This window comes from Saccharopolyspora montiporae (assembly GCF_015209505.1).
Classification (GTDB): Bacteria; Actinomycetota; Actinomycetes; order Mycobacteriales; family Pseudonocardiaceae; genus Saccharopolyspora; species Saccharopolyspora montiporae.
The window spans coordinates 56,271-71,507 of record NZ_JADEYC010000018.1; the positions used below are offsets into that span (position 1 = coordinate 56,271).

Below are 15,237 nucleotides of genomic sequence, written 5' to 3' on the forward strand. Positions count from 1 at the left end.
CCCCGACCCGCGGGCCGGGGCTCCTCCGCTGGAGCGCGTGCTCAGTCGCCGCGGCGGACCGGGCCGAGGATCTCCTGCTCCTTGTCCCGGGTCACCAGGCGCACCCGGGTCCACATCATGTTGCCGAGCGCGATCATCTCGGTGTCGTTGAGCTGCGTGAGCTGGTGCACCTGTTGCGGGTGCAGCGACCAGATCCGGCCCGCCAGCTGGGCCTGGTTGAGCGGTAGGCGCTGCAGCAGGACCATGTCCGCCGTGTTGGCGGTGGTGCCGCTGCTGACCTGCGGGTGCAGGTAGGGCAGCACGTACATGGTGGTCTGCCACGGGGCCCGCGGCGGGAACAGCTCCTGCGGCACCGCACCGCCGTCGTGGATGAGCAGCAGCGGTGTGTCCTCAGTGGACCGCGGCAGCTCGAACGGGGTGAGCTTGCGGATCTGGCACAGCGGCACCGGTTTTCCGTCCGGTGTTTGCCCGGCGGCGCGTTCCAGCATCTTCCACGCCCCGGGGCGTCCGGTGGCCACGATCACCCAGGCGCCGGTGGCCATGGCGCGCAGCGCGATCTGGCGCGCGAGGTAGAGGCCGCCGACCGTGGCCATCCTGGTCGGCTCCGGGCGCAGCACCGAGGCGGCCAGTGGCTCGTTCTGCGGCCCGGAACCGATGATCATGCCGCCGCGGTCGCCGGACGGGCTCACCGCGTCCAGGGTTTCCGGCGGAACCAGGAATTCCGGTGCCGCGCCCTGGTTGCCGGGGACGTCGATCGTTCTGCTTCGGCTCATGCCGCACCTCCGAGCGGCAGCGTCGCGGCGTACCCGTCCAGCTGCAGTCCGCGCAGCGGGGTGAGGGTCACTCCCACGCGGTTGCTGAGGGTCTGCAGCCGGCCGTCCGCGTTGTCGAGTTCGTCCGGGGTGCGCGCGCTGACCCGCACCAGCCCACGCAGGCCCACCTCGTTCTCCTCGCCGGCCGGTGAGATGGACAGCGCGATGCTCGTGGACAGCGCGCGGATCCCGGTGAGCGCGTCGAGGCTGTTGCTCATCTGGTTCGGCCAGCCGGTGATCGCGTAGCTGGAGTGCCCGACTCCGCCCGCGGTCACCCCGTCCCAGCGCTCCTTGAGGCCGACCGGGCGCTGCGAACCGATCGAGGTGTGCAGCTCGGCGGAGGAGATCCCCGCCTGCAACAGCTCGTCCGGGTCCAGCGGGCGGGCCGGGATGTTCTGCCGCTCCAGGGCGTTGCGCACTCGCGAGGTCGCCCCGAGCAGTGCGCGCTGGGCGCCGACGATCCCGCCACCGCGCTCGCCGATCGCTTTCGCGCAGCGCTGCGGGTCCAGCCGGACCGCGACCCAGGTGGTGCGGCGCGCGGCGGCGGGCAGCGGGCCGAGCACCTCCAGGTAGGAGTTCAGCGCCGGCGAGTTGGACGGCAGCGCAGCGCTCCCCGGGTAGCAGTGCCAGATGACCTGGATGGCGTCCAGCACCACCCCGCGGTCTTCCAGGCAGGGCGTGAGCACCCCCAGCGGCAGGTTCGGCGCCCCGCCGACCGGGTTCAGCAGCGACGGCGTCGGCTCCACCATGAGCACGGCGGTCCATTTGCCCTTGTGCCAGGCCATGCCCACCGGATTGCGGTCGTGGTCCTGGGTCCGGGCGATGACCAGGTCCGGGACCACCAGGCGCAGCAGCGCGACGCGGTGGTTCTCCTCCGGGCCGATGATGCCGTCCCCGTCCTTGTCCTCGGCGGGTTCGAGCGCATCGAGGTCGGCCGGGGTGGAAACCCGGGTGTGGCTGCGGGTCCGGTACTCCAGCACCAGTCCGAACCACTGGGTGAACCAGCGTCCGCGGCGGCGCAGCAGGGCGATGAGCAGCACGAAGGCCGCGACCCCGATCGAAACCGGCCACAGCGTCGGTTCCACGATGACGATGATCAGCCCGATGGCCAGGCCTACCTCGATGAGCACGAGGTTGGCGGCCGGAATCCCGAACAGGGTGACGCCGTTGAGGCGCCGCCTGCGCGCGCGGATCCTGCTGCTGGGCGCAGCGGTCGGCTCGGAAGCTTGCGGCTGGGCCGGATGTTGCGTGGTCACGGACATCCGTTCGGTCTCTCCCCCTCGCTGGTAGGTGCGGCACACGGCTCGCGAGCAGGTGTCTGGCGAGCAACCGCGCGATGAGAATACTGATGGACTCGGCCGAACCGCACCCATTCGGCATCTCTCTGCGGCTATCCTGCGAAACGGTACCTCGGACGGGAGAGCTGTAGGCGAAGAATGGCATCAACACCCACAACGAAGTCACAGGTCCAGGCATACCGGTTCGTGCTCCGCCGCATGGAGTCGGCGTTGGTCCGCAAGGACGCGGTGATGCTGCACGACCCGATGGGCTCGCACAAGCGCGCAACGGTGGCCGGTGTTCTCGTCGCGTGCATCGGGATGATCGGTTTCCTGGTGTGGGGCTTGTTCGGCGGCAAGGGTTCGGTTCCGGACCCGGGGTCGATCGTCATCGCGAAGGAGAGCGGCAGCGTTTTCGTCGTCACCTCCGATGAGGAGGCCGACAAGCGGCTGATTCCGATGATGAACATGGCCTCGGCGAAGCTGCTGGTGATGGCGCAGGGCGGCGGTCAGGGCGGTGGCGCGGTGGAACCGACCACCGTCAAGGAGGCGGCACTGGGCGAATACCCGCGCGGTGCGCTGACCGGCATGGTCAACGCACCCACCTACTTGCCGGAGGCCGGTGACGCGGCGCGCCCGTTCTGGGCGATCTGCGATGTCGGCCAGGTCCAGGACAGCCTCAACGAGTCCCGGATCGAACAGGCCACGGACGTGCAGACCACGGTCATCGGCGGAGACCCCGACCACGGGGCGGAGATTCGGCCCGACCAGTCGCTGTACGTGGAGGACGCGACCTCCGGGGACCGCTACCTGGTCTACCGGGTGCAGGACCTCCCCGGACGCAGCAACACGCACGCGGTCAAGGCCAAGGTGGACGAGACCGAGACGACCGTGCAGGACATCTTCGGGCTCAACGGGGCGACTCCGCGCACCGTCAGCACGAACATGCTCAACGCGGTCCCGTCGGTGCCGGACCTGCAGGTGCCGGCGGTCGACGGGGACGACCAGCCCGCGGACTACCTGAACGGACAGCAGGTCGGCGATGTGGTGAAGCGTTCGGTTCCCGGCCAGCCGGACGAGTTCTTCCTGCTGCTGCAGAGCGGCAAGCAGAAGATCAGCGAGGGCGCGGCCGCCGTGCTGCACGCGGACAAGTACAGCAGCCGGGAAGTGCCCAATGCGACGGGTGCGGTCACCGAGGCCCCGGAGGCCCCGGAAGCCCAGCAGCTGGAGCTGGACACCTTCCCGATGGCCGTCCCGCAGCCGGTGAGTTTCCAGCAATCGGCGACGTCCTGCCTGAGCTGGAAGAACGTCGACGGCGACCAGAACATCACCGTCACCCTGAACAAGGGGGACCCGGCGAACAAGGCCCCGGTCGAGCTGGCGCAGGCCGACGGTTCCGGGCCGGAGGTCGACCGGTTCTACATGCCGGCGGGCAAGGCGGCCGTGGTCCGCGGCGCCTCCAACGAGGCGGGTGCGGACAGCGGTCCGCTGTTCCTGGTCTCGGACCAGGGCGTGCAGTACGGCATCAAGGACATCGCCACTGCGCAGGGCCTCGGCGTGGTCAATGGTCCGGGCGGCGCGACCGCGGGCCCGTCCTGGCTGACCAGGGCGCTGCCGCGCGGTGACTTCCTGGATCCGGCGGAAGCCGGGCTGAGCTACGACTCCGTGCCGGTCGGACCGGGCGGGACGAACCAGCAGTCCGGGCAGGGCCAGGACCAGCAGGGCCAGCAGCAGGCCGGCGCCTGATCCGGTGCGGATCCCCGGGAGTGGCCCGGGGATCCGCGACCCGGTCGGTGCCCCTTGACGTCCGAGGACCGAAACCGCCCGCAGCGCACTGCCGTTGCGGGCGGTTTCGCATTTCTGCGGGTGCGTTCGTGTGCCGGGTGCGGGGTCGGTGTCGGATCGCCCGGCGCCCGGGCCGGTTCGGTGCGCGGGGAGGGCTGCCCCGGGACGGGACCGGTGTTCGCGGTCGGAGCAGCGTCAGGACGGAGTCGGCGCTCGATCCCGGACCAGCGCCCCCGGGTCCGGTCGATCCCTCCGAGCCAACCCCGGCACCCGCCGATCCGTTCGGTGCCCCGAGCCGCGAAAAGGCCCCTCCTTACCGGGAATCCGGGAAGTGAGGGGCCTTTGTCGCGCCTGTGCTCCGGGTCAGGAGTCCGAACCGCCGCCGGCGGCTCGACGCCGGATGTTGCGCATCGCGTTGACCAGGAACGCGATGAACACGATCGCCGCGATCCCGGCGCCGGTGCCGCCGATGGCCACGATCAGCGCCGGGTAGTCCGGCTGCGGGATCACGTCCGCGCGCAGCGGTTTGGGCTGCGGCGGCGCCTCGGCCACACCGTGCTCGGCCGGCACCACGTCGCCGAGCGCGGCCTCCGGGTCGATCATCCCGGCACCGACGACGTTGTTCTCACCGTTGATGCCCCCGGGAGGCAGCGAGGTCTTCTTGATCCGTTCCATGATCTGCTCGGCGTCCAGCGGCGCACCGTCCCGCTCCGCCTTCTGCTTGATCAGCGCGGCCAGCCCGGACACGTAGGGCGCGGCGAAACTCGTGCCCTGGATCGGGCTCATCTCGCCCTGCTCACCGGTGGCGATCTGGGTGGCCAATCCGGTTCCGCCGGAACCGGGATCGACCGTGGTGAGGTTCTCCCCGGGTGCTGCGACGTCCACCCACGGGCCGGCGACGCTGAATTCCGAGGGGGCGCCCTTCTCGTTGGTGGCGGCCACGGTCAGCACGTAGTCGTCGAACCAGGCGGGCAGCACCGCGGTCGACGGGCTGCCTGCTGCGTTCTGCTGGCAGGCGTCCTCGGTGTTGCCCGCCGCGGCGACCACCACCACGCCCTGTTCGTGGGCGTCGCGGACCGCGTTGTGCAGTTGCTGGTTGCCGCTGTCGGCCGGGTTGGACGCGCGGGCGATCTCCTGGCAGGACGACTGGGAGATGTTGACCACATCGGCGCCCATGGTGACGGCGCGGTTGATGGATTGCGCCATCGTCTGCGTGTTGCCGATGGGCTGGTTGGTCTCCTCGTCGACGAACAGGCTCGACGACTGCCGGATGGACAGGATTTCGGTGTCCGGCGCGATGCCGATGTTGCCGCTGGTGCTGTCCTGCTGCGCGCCGATGATGCCGGCGACGATGGTGCCGTGCCCGTCGCAGTCCTCCAGCGCCCCGCCCTTGGGCACGCTGGAGCTGCCGTCCTGCACCCGCGGCAGCAGCGGGTGCTCGTTCACACCGGTGTCGATGACCGCGACCTTCGTGCCGCTGCCGGTCAGTCCCTGCTCGTGCGCGCGCTCGAAACCGAGCACGCGCTGCGCCCAGGACTTCTCCTCGACCGAACCGCCCGGACTGCCGCGCATGCAGCCCTGCTGCTGCGGGTACGGGATCGGCCCGAGCGGTCCGTCCCCGGTGCGCTCGGCGGGGTTGAGCGGCGGGGGCTCGTCGGAGGTCTGCGCCGTCGCGGGCAGTGCCGGACCGACCAGCAGCAGCGTGCCCGCGGCGGCCGACAGCGCGAGCGCACGCGTGCCGCGCCGGAAGGTGAAGCCCATCTCGATGCCCCTCAGAAGAGGTTGAGGTTGAGGTCGCGGACGGCCATGTAGGCGTCCATGACGGCCAGTGCCAGCGGCAGCACCAAGGCGATCAGCACGGCCTCCAGGATGTCCACCGTGCGGCGCTGCACCGGCGAGAACCGGCGGTTCGGGAAGACCACGCCGAACACGACGGCCAACACGCCGAGCAGCAGCAGCGGCGGGAACGACCAGGCCACCGCGAGCGGCTGCTGACCGATCTGCACCAGCAGCCCGACCGTGCAGCCCAGGGCCGCGAGCAGACCGCTGAACAGCAGCGCGAGTGCCTGGCTGCCGTTGGCGTAGTTGCGCCCGCGCAGCAGCAGCACGGCCGCCACGACCACGGCGAACAGCACGCCCCAGATGGTCCCGTCCAGTGCGGACAGCACCGCGCCGAGCGCGGCGACGATCCCGCAGCCCACGATCAGACCGGTCATGTACTGGTGCGCGAGCCCGGTCTGCCGCTCGATCATCCGGTAGTCCGGGAAGCCGGAGTCCTCCTTGAGGTCCTCGGCGCTGCCGGGCACGTGCGGGAGCGGGAGCTTGGCGAGCTGAATGGTGATGCGCGGCAGCAGCGAGATGCCCGCGAGCCCGACGGCCGCGGCGCCGGCTGCGATCCCGGAGTTCACCGCGGTGTCCGGGATCAGCGTGGCGATCAGGAAGGAGGCCGTGCCGAACGCGCCCGCCGTGGCGGCCGCGATGAACGTGATGATCCCGGCGCCGATGACCATGATGGACACCGCGGCGCAGATGAGCACCAGGGCGCAGGCGAACAGCAGCCGCGGTTCCAGCGAGGAGCCGGGCACCGCGTTGAACCCGGCCACGAAGGCCATCGGCAGACCGCCCGCCGCCGCGATGACCGTGCCGGTGGTGGACGCCGCGTAGGCGCGGGTGACCACGGATCCCACGCCGACGGCCAGCAGCGCCGCCAGGAACGCCACCGCGGCGGCCACGACCTGGTAGGCGATCTTGGCCATGCTGTCCATCGTCGGGTGCAGCAGCCCGGCGGGCCCTGCGATGCCCAGCGCCACCGCGGCGGCGATCATGCCCAGCGCGCCCGCGGTGTGCCCGACCCGCGCCGCGGTCTCCTTGGTCCACGGGCGGTAGCTGCCGGGTTCCGCTTCGGCGAGCGCGTCGACCACGTCGTCGTACAGCGGGGGTGGCGGATCGTCCGACCTGCGCCGCAGCTGCAACATGTCGCCGTCGACGATGCCCTGCGAAGCCAGCGTCTGACCGGGGTCGAGGGGTTGGCTCTCCCCGAGCTTGGCCAAGCACCAGCCGCCGTGGCGCGAGCCGCCGTCGGGGGTGATCTCGCGTGCCATGTCCAGCAGCATCGGCAGCAGGTCCGCTACCGACACGTCCGCGGGAAGCGCCAGGTCGATGCGAGTTGTCGGCGCCACCACCGTCACGCGGCTGAACACCGTGGTCCCGGTCGCCACTTGGGCCCCCTACTCCCTTGCTCGTTTGCCTTGCATTCGGTTATCGCGCTGGCTCGATCCAACCAAGAACGGTTTTTCTGCCGAAACCGGCCCGGCGGTCGCCAGAGCGCCCCTAGTATGGCCACACCGACCGTCGACGGGTGACTGGTTTGGGCCAACTCGTGGCAACTACTTTCGTATCCGATTGGTCACGCCGGCTGGTCCCGGCCGGGGCTGGACCCCGCTGTCGGCGGTGTCGCGGGCAGTACGGATGCTGGCCGTGGCCTTCGAGAGCACGTTTGACACGGAAAGGTTGCTGCGTCCGGTGAGCACGCTGCAGTTCAAGCGCACGCCACGCCTGGCCGCTCCCAAGCCGCCGGGCGGGGAGGTGCACCTCGAACCACCGCCGGAGATTCCGCGAACGATCCCGGGCAACGTCGTCCAGAAGATCCTTCCGGGCATCATGATCGTCGCGTCGCTGGGCATGATGGTCTTCATGCTCCAGCGGGCGGCCAACAACCCCATGATGCTGATGATGCCGATGATGATGCTCGTCTCGACCGTGGGGATGATGGCCGGCGGCGGCAAGGAGGGCGGGCAGAAGAAGGCCGAGATGAACGAGGACCGCAAGGACTACCTGCGGTACCTCGGGCAGATGCGGGATCGGGCCCGGGAGGCCGCCGACGAGCAGCGGCTGGCCCGCGAGTGGGTGCACCCCGATCCGCAGACGCTGTGGTCGCTGGCCGCGCGCAGCCGTCGGATGTGGGAGCGCAGGCCGAACGACAACGACTTCTGCCAGGTCCGGGTCGGCCGCGGTTCGCAGCGGTTGGAGACCCGCCTGGTGCCGCCGCAGACCGGCCCGGTCGACGAGTTGGAGCCGATCACGACCCTGGCGCTGCGCCGGTTCGTGCGGGCGCACTCGCTGGTGCCGGAGCTGCCCATCGCCACCTCGCTGCGCGGGTTCGCCGCGGTCGGGCTGCAGGGCGAGCGCGAACTGACCCGGGGTTTGGCGCGGGCGATGCTGGCCCAGCTGGCGACGTTCCACACCCCGGACGACGTGCTCATCGCGGTGGCCAGCAGCGGCCGCGCCCGCACCGAGTGGGAATGGGTCAAGTGGCTGCCGCACGCCCAGCACCCCGAGCACACCGACGGCATCGGCCCGATGCGGCTGATGAGCGGCTCGCTGCGCGGTGTCGAGGAGATGCTGGCCGAGGAGTTCGCCGAGCGGCAGCGGTTCCAGCGCAACTCGGCGCCGCCGGAGGGCCAGCCGCACGTCGTCATCCTCGTCGATGACGCGGAGATCACCCGCGAGGAGCAGCTCTACATCGAGGGCGGCCTGGCCGGGGTGACGATCCTCGATCTGTCCGACTCGCTCGGCCAGCTCACCGCCCGGCGCGGGATGCGGATGGTCGTGGAGCCGGACCGCATCGGCGCCCGCGGCGGCAGCGGGGTGGAGTGGTTCGGCAAGCCGGACACGCTCAGCTCGAAGGAGGCCGAGTCGCTGGCCCGGCAGCTCTCGCCGTACCGGGTCGCCGCGGGCGGCCAGGCGGCCGAGGCGGAAGCGGGTGGTCAGGAGCCGCTGACCACCTCGCTGAACTACGTGGAGCAGTTGGGCCTCGGCGGGGACGTGGTGACGTTCGACCTCAACGAGGCCTGGCGGGCGCGTCCGGTCAACGACCTGTACCGGGTGGCGATCGGCCCGGGTGAGCAGGGCGAGATCGTGCACCTGGACATCAAGGAGACCGCGTCCGGCGGGATGGGCCCGCACGGGCTGTGCATCGGTGCGACCGGTTCCGGCAAGTCGGAGTTCCTGCGCACCATCGTGCTCGGCCTGATGGCCACGCACTCCTCGTCGATGCTCAACTTCGTGCTGGTCGACTTCAAGGGCGGTGCGACGTTCAACGGTTTCGAGCCCGCGCCGCACGTCTCGGCGAGCATCTCCAACCTGGAGGACAACTCCACGCTGATCGGCCGGATGCAGGACGCGCTGGCCGGTGAGATGAACCGCCGCCAGGAAGTGCTCAACAAGGCGGGCGCGAAGAACGTCTGGGACTACCGCAAGATGGGCGAGGCGGGCGACGACAACTGCCAGGAGCCGCTGCCCGCGCTGTTCGTGGTCATCGACGAGTTCTCCGAGCTGCTGCAGCAGCAGCCGGACTTCGCCGAGCTGTTCGTGATGATCGGTCGGCTGGGCCGATCGCTGCAGGTCCACCTGCTGCTGGCCTCGCAGCGCCTGGAAGAGGGCAAGCTGCGCGGCCTGGACTCGCACCTGTCCTACCGGATCGGTCTCAAGACGTTCAACGCGGCGGAATCCCGCGCGGCGATCGGCGTTCCGGACGCCGGTGACCTGCCGGCCACGGGCGGGCACGGATTCCTGAAGCACCCCAACGGGATGGACCGCTTCCGGGCGGCCTTCGTCTCCGGCCACCTGCACCAGACCAGCGGGCGCAAACCGGCGCTCAAGGGCGGGGCGCAACCGGTCACCGGGGACAAGATGCCGCGCTACTTCATCCCGGACTTCGTGGAGAAGCCCCCGGAACCGGAGCAGCCGGTCGAGGAGGAGCCCGCGGAGCAGCAGGAGGAGGAGAAGGACGACCTCGCTCCGACCGACTTCCAGATCGTCATCGACAAGATCCGCGGCCAAGGCCCGCCTGCGCACCAGGTGTGGCTGCCCCCGCTGGACACGCCGCCGACGCTGGACGCGCTGCTCCCGCCGCTGCAGCAGACCGACGACCGCGGTTACACGGCCGCCGGGTACGCGGGCAGCGGCAGGCTGCAGGTACCGGTCGGGCTCATCGACGTGCCGTACCACCAGCGCCAGGACCCGATGATGCTGGACCTGGGCGGCGGCGCCGGGCACGGTGCGGTCGTGGGCGGCCCGCAGTCGGGCAAGTCCAACGCGCTGCGTTCGGTGATCACCGCGATGTCGGTCACGCACACCCCGGAGGAGGTGCAGTTCTACTGCGTCGACCTGGGTGGCGGTTCGATGGCCGCGCTGCGCAACCTGCCGCACGTCGGTTCGTTCGGCGGCCGCCGCGATCCGGACACGGTGCGCCGCACGGTGGCCGAGCTCAAGCAGCTGCTGTCCGAGCGGGAAGCCCGGTTCCAGCAGCAGGCCATCGACGGCATGACCGATTTCCGCAACCGCAAGCGGCGCGGGGAGATCGAGGACGACCCCTACGGCGACGTCTTCCTGGTCATCGACGGGTGGCGCACGTTCCGCGAGGAGTTCGAATCGCTGGAGCAGGACGTGCTCAACCTGGCCGCCAACGGCCTGACGTTCGGCGTGCACGTGTTCGTCTCGGCGACCCGCTGGGCGGAGATCCGGCCGGCGCTGAAGGACCTGCTCGGCACCCGGCTGGAGTTGCGGCTGGGCGACCCGAGCGAGTCCGAGATCGACCGCAAGGTGGCGGTGACCGTCCCGGCGGAACGTCCGGGCCGCGGTATGCACAACACGAAACTGCACTTCCTGACCGCGGTTCCACGCGTGGACAGCGAGAACATCGGTGACCGCGTGGGTATCGAGGAAGAGCAGGCCGAACGGGAGCGCAGGCCCGCCCGCGCCGGCTGGGAGCTGTACAACGACGACCTCGCCGACGGGGTCTCCGACCTGGTCAACCGGGTCAAGAGCTCCTGGAAGGGCCGTCCTGCGCCGCAGGTCCGGCTGCTGCCCGAACTGCTGCCGTACGAGCAGCTGCCGCGTCCGGAACAGCAGCCCGCGCCGAAGCTGGTGCCGGTCGGCGTCAACGAGGACGGGTTGCACCCGGTCTACCTGGACTTCGCCCGAGAGCCGCACTTCTACGCGTTCGGCGAGCCGGAGTCGGGCAAGACGGCGCTGCTGCGCACCATCGTGCGCGGCATCACCGAGCGCTACACGCCCAAGGAAGCGCTGATCCTGCTGGTCGACTACCGGCGCACGATGCTCGGGTTCCTCAACACCGGGCATCTGCTGGAGTATTCGGTCGGTGCCGACCAGCTCAAGGGCAACGTCAAGGACGTGTGCGCGGCGCTGAAGAAGCGCCTGCCGGGGCCGGACGTGACGCAGGAGCAGTTGAAGAACCGCTCCTGGTGGAAGGGGCCGGAGTTGTTCGTGATCGCGGACGACTACGACCTGGTGGCTCCGCAGGGCAACAACCCGCTGCAGCCGCTGGCCGATTTCATCCCGCAGGCCGCGGACGTCGGTCTGCACGTGATCCTGGCCCGCAACTCCGGTGGGGCCAGCCGCGCGATGTTCGAGCCGATCATCGGCAAGATGCGGGAGTCCTCGGCTCCGGGTCTGGCGATGAGCGCGAACAAGGACGACGGTCAGCTGGTGGGCAACATCAAGTCCCGGCACCTGCCGCCGGGGCGCGGAACGCTGGTCTCGCGCAGCCTGCGCGGCGGCCCGCAGATGATCCAGAGCGCCTACCTGCAGCCGGAGTGACCGGTGGGCGGGCGGTCCGCGCGACCGCCCGCCGCGCGACCTCCCTCGCGGGTGCCGCGGGGGAGGTCGTTGCCGTTCAGCGGGGGGCTGCGCAGGAGCGCGTCGGTCCAGTGCGGTTCGCGCGGGCGGTCGGCGAGGATCCGCCAGCACTGCGCGCAGGTGGGTTCGCGGATCCAGTCGGTCTCGGTGCGGTCGTGCAGTTCCGCGGTGTCCACATCGGCCCCGCAGAAGGCGGTGGTGGTCCGCCCGCGGGGCAGGCGGCGGTCGTCCGCGTCGAACGCGTGCCGCCCTCCGGTGACCGGACGCCACACGTAGCCGGGGTATTCGCCCATCACCACCTCCGTGATCGTTCGTACGAGGATGCCACCGATCCGCAGATCTTCAATTCCCCGGATGAGCGAGAAGCGGTGCGCCGCGGTGGCTTCGTAAGCTGGTGCCATGCCGGACACTCCCCGATCCCGCGCGTTGGCGAAGGAATTGCGCGCCGCCCGCAAGTCCGCCGGTCTCACGTTGCGCGAACTGCACGAGGCGCTGGGCTGGTCGCAGGCGCGGATCAGCCGAGTGGAGACCGGTCAGCGCGGTATCCGACCGGAGGCGGTGGCCGAACTGCTCGACGTGCTGGGGGTTTTCGGCCCCGACCGGGGCCGGATGCTGCGCCTGGCCGCCGAAGTCCGCACCCCGCGGTGGAGCGGTCTGGTCGGTGATCTCCCGCCGCAGCTGACCAATCTGCTCGATGCCGAGCAGCGCGCGGTGCGCATCACCGAGGTATCGCTGAACCTGGTTCCCGGCCTGGTGCAGACCCCGGAGTACGCGCGGGCGGTCCTGGAATCGGCGGGCGTCGGTGCGATCGAGCTGGCGGACATGCTCGCGGTGCGGCGGACCCGGCAGCGCGCCCTCCGCTCCGGCGATGCCCCGGTGCACCGGTGCTTCGTGGACGAGGCTGCGCTGCTGCGCCCGGTGGGCGGGTCTGAGGTGATGGCAGCGCAGGTGCGCAGGCTGCGCGAAGCGGGGTTCGGCGAGCGGGTGCAGCTGCGGGTCATCCCGCTGGCCGCGGGGGCGCACGCCGGGTTGGCGGGCACGTTCGTGCTCTTCGGCTTCCCGCGGTCCGGACCGCTGGTGTACACCGAGGCCCGCAGTTCCGGGGCTTTCCTGGACGATCCGGCGGACGTGCGGCTGTTCGTCGAGGCGGTCGAGCTCGTCGACGGAGCCAGTGCGAGCGAGCAGGAATCCGCGGAAATCCTGAACAGGTACGCGAAGTATCACGAGAATGGCGGCCATGAGCCGTGAATCGCTGGTGTGGAGGAAGCCGGGCCGCAGCGGCCCGCAGGGCAACTGCGTGGAGGTCGGTTCCGCCGCCGGTTCGGTCCGGGTGCGTGATTCGAAGGACCCGCGCGGTGCGGTGCTGGAGTTCGACCGGCGGGTGTGGACCTGCTTCCTGACCGCGGTGCGGACCGGCTTCGTCCGGGGCATGTCGACGTGACCGGGTATGGGGCGTCCGTCGTTGAAGTTCACACGAACGTGTGGTCTTCCGCGGTCGTTGCCGACATCCCGCCGCCCCGCCTGCGGCGCGAATCCGCACCGGACGGGCGGTAGCCGCCCCTGTCGACCGGACCCGGACTGCTGGTGAGCCCGCAGCACCACCCTCTAGGGTGCCGTGCCGGGGGAGGCGGCACGCCTGGCGGCGGCCGGACGACCACGCCGGAGGACCGCGGTCCTGCGCGGCGGTGAAGGAGTTCTGGGTGTCCCTGCACGTCTCGATCGACTTCGGCACGTCGAGCACATGCGCCGTCGTCGCGGTCGGTGGTGGTGAACCGCAGGTCGTCGTGGTCGACGGCCAGCCGCTGGTGCCCTCGGCCGTGTTCGCGGCCCCGGACGGCACGCTGTTCGTCGGGCACGAGGCCGAACGCCAGGCCGCCGTGGACCCGGCCCGGTTCGAACCGCACCCCAAGCGGCGGATCGACGAGGGCGAACTGCTGCTCGGTTCCACCGTGCTGCCCGTCCCCGACGCGGTGCGCGCCGTGCTCGGCCGGGCCGTCGCCGAGGCGCGCCGCTACGCGGGCGGCGCGGTCGTGGACCTGCTCGTGCTCACGCATCCCGCGAACTGGGGGTCGGTGCGCACCGGGGTGCTGCGCCGCGCGGCCGCCGGACTGGGCCGGGAGATCGCGCTGGTGCCCGAGCCGGTCGCCGCCGCGGTGTTCCACTCGGCCGGATTGCACTCCGCCGGGCTCGCCGACGGCGCGGCCCTGGCGGTGCTGGACATGGGCGGTGGCACGGTCGACGCCAGCGCGGTGGCCAAGAACGGCCCCTCCTTCGACGTGCTGGCGACCCGCGGCGATCCGAACTTCGGCGGCGCGGACATCGATCAGGCGCTGCTCGACCACGTCGGTACCGGTGCCGGGCGCGCGGATCCGGCCGCGTGGGCGGCGCTCGCGCACGGCCGGGAGATGCCCGACCGGCGCCGCCGCCGCGTGCTGCGCCAGGACGTGCGCGGGGCGAAGGAGACGCTGTCCCGGCACACCTACACGGATGTGCCGCTGCCGCAGCCGTTCTCCGATGCGCACGTCACCCGGGCCGATCTGGAGGGGCTCGTGCATCGGCGGCTCGCGGGCACCGCCGAGCTCGTGCTGGACACGCTGCGCACCGCGCAGGTCGAACGCGGTCGGCTCGCCGGGGTGTTCCTGGTCGGCGGTTCCAGCCGGATTCCGCTGGTGTCCCGGCTCGTGCACGAACGCACCGGGGTCGTTCCGACCACATTGGACCAACCGGAGACGGTCGTGGCCCGCGGTGCGCTGCGCGCGGTGCGGCTGGATCCGGAACGCGCAGCGCGTGCCGCGGGCGGGACGACCGTGCGCAAGCATCCGGTGGGCCCGCCGTCCGGGATACCGCCCGCCGTGGCACCGGGCGATTCGCTCAGCCGCGCCTCGACGATCGTCATCGGCGCCAGCGATGCCACCCGGCCGGTGTCGGCGGCGCGGCGGCCCGCCGCGCCCGCGGGCAACCGGCTGCCCTGGCTCGTCGCGGCCGCGATCGCCGCCGCCGCGCTGCTCGGCCTGATCGTCATGCTGCTGACCACCGGCGGTGGTGGTGCCGCAGACTCCCCCGGTCCCGGGAGTCGGGTCGCTTCCGGGGATTCCGCCGCGCCTTCGGAATCCGAATCCGGCGGGCGCATCGCGCAGTACGACTACTCCTTCGCCGCCCCGGCGGGCTGGCACCAGATCGGCGGCGACCCGCAGAGCTGGCAGACCCTGGTGGCCCCGGTCGACGGGGATGGCGCCGACCGGATCGCGGTGCAGGAAGGCCGGCTGGACGTCGCGGTCGAAGACGATCCGGAACGCGCCGTGCAGGACCTGCGCGCCGAGTACGACCGGCGGGTCGCGGGGGGCGAGTCGTTCGCCGAGTTCACCCCGCGCGCCAGCTTCGCCGGCCGCGACGTCGCGTACTACCGCGAGCAGCACGAGGGCACGACGGTCGAGTGGTACGTGCTGCACCGGGGCCGGTCGCGGGTTTTCGTCGGCTGCCAATACGCGCCGGAAGCGGTGCGGGACGTGCGCGCCGCCTGCGAACAGGTCGTGGGTTCGGTGCGCATCGGCTGAGGTGCGCGGGCCGCGCCCCGAATCCGGTGCGAATGCAACAGATATCGCCGAACCGGCCGAGATCGGCGTTCACCTGGATCTTTCGCGAGAGCGAACGGTGCGCGCCCGCGGTCGCGCATTTACACGCGCAACGGCTTGATCAGGAACCGG

General features: G+C 71.2%; 10 protein-coding genes. 5 read left to right on the forward strand and 5 right to left on the reverse strand.

All coding sequences use genetic code 11. The features are described 5' to 3' along the window. Window positions 1-41 precede the first annotated feature (41 nt). On the reverse strand, window positions 42-773 hold the full coding sequence (locus tag IQ251_RS11205; RefSeq protein ID WP_193928454.1) for a hypothetical protein: 732 nt from the start codon (window positions 771-773) through the stop codon (window positions 42-44). Then, window positions 770-2,074, reverse strand: coding sequence for a type VII secretion protein EccE (gene eccE, locus IQ251_RS11210; RefSeq protein ID WP_193928455.1), 1,305 nt, complete (start codon window positions 2,072-2,074; stop codon window positions 770-772). The genes IQ251_RS11205 and eccE overlap by 4 nt, the downstream gene beginning before the upstream one ends. 174 nt (window positions 2,075-2,248) lie before the next feature. On the opposite strand from eccE, the gene eccB reads away from it, so the two are divergent. Next, window positions 2,249-3,835 (forward strand): type VII secretion protein EccB, encoded by a 1,587-nt coding sequence (eccB, locus tag IQ251_RS11215; RefSeq protein WP_193928456.1) that lies wholly within the window; start codon window positions 2,249-2,251, stop codon window positions 3,833-3,835. Window positions 3,836-4,237: 402 nt separating this feature from the next. Here eccB and mycP read toward each other — a convergent pair whose 3' ends face one another. Together mycP and eccD are read right to left on the reverse strand one after the other, a co-directional pair. Continuing rightward, entirely contained in the window at window positions 4,238-5,635 is a 1,398-nt protein-coding gene (gene mycP / locus IQ251_RS11220) for a type VII secretion-associated serine protease mycosin (protein ID WP_193928457.1), read from the reverse strand. A gap of 11 nt (window positions 5,636-5,646) precedes the next feature. Continuing rightward, a complete protein-coding gene (gene eccD / locus IQ251_RS11225; RefSeq protein ID WP_193928458.1) occupies window positions 5,647-7,092 on the reverse strand; it encodes a type VII secretion integral membrane protein EccD in 1,446 nt (481 codons plus the stop codon). 304 nt (window positions 7,093-7,396) lie between these two features. Between eccD and eccCa the strand changes: the two genes are divergently transcribed. Then, window positions 7,397-11,494, forward strand: coding sequence for a type VII secretion protein EccCa (gene eccCa / locus IQ251_RS11230; protein ID WP_193928459.1), 4,098 nt, complete (start codon window positions 7,397-7,399; stop codon window positions 11,492-11,494). Here the strand turns inward: eccCa and IQ251_RS11235 are convergent. Next, complete coding sequence (locus IQ251_RS11235) at window positions 11,476-11,934, reverse strand: HC3 family zinc finger protein (RefSeq protein WP_228046575.1); 459 nt, start codon at window positions 11,932-11,934, stop codon at window positions 11,476-11,478. The genes eccCa and IQ251_RS11235 overlap by 19 nt on opposite strands. Between IQ251_RS11235 and IQ251_RS11240 the strand changes: the two genes are divergently transcribed. From IQ251_RS11240 to IQ251_RS11250, 3 genes are all read left to right on the forward strand, one after another. Next, window positions 11,933-12,781 carry a helix-turn-helix domain-containing protein gene (locus IQ251_RS11240; protein WP_193928460.1) on the forward strand — a complete coding sequence of 283 codons (849 nt, stop codon included), beginning with the start codon at window positions 11,933-11,935 and terminating at the stop codon, window positions 12,779-12,781. The genes IQ251_RS11235 and IQ251_RS11240 overlap by 2 nt on opposite strands. Next, window positions 12,771-12,974, forward strand: coding sequence for a DUF397 domain-containing protein (locus tag IQ251_RS11245; RefSeq protein ID WP_193928461.1), 204 nt, complete (start codon window positions 12,771-12,773; stop codon window positions 12,972-12,974). The genes IQ251_RS11240 and IQ251_RS11245 overlap by 11 nt, the downstream gene beginning before the upstream one ends. A 259-nt stretch (window positions 12,975-13,233) precedes the next feature. Further along, window positions 13,234-15,087 (forward strand): type VII secretion-associated protein, encoded by a 1,854-nt coding sequence (locus IQ251_RS11250; RefSeq protein WP_193928462.1) that lies wholly within the window; start codon window positions 13,234-13,236, stop codon window positions 15,085-15,087. Window positions 15,088-15,237: the final 150 nt, after the last annotated feature.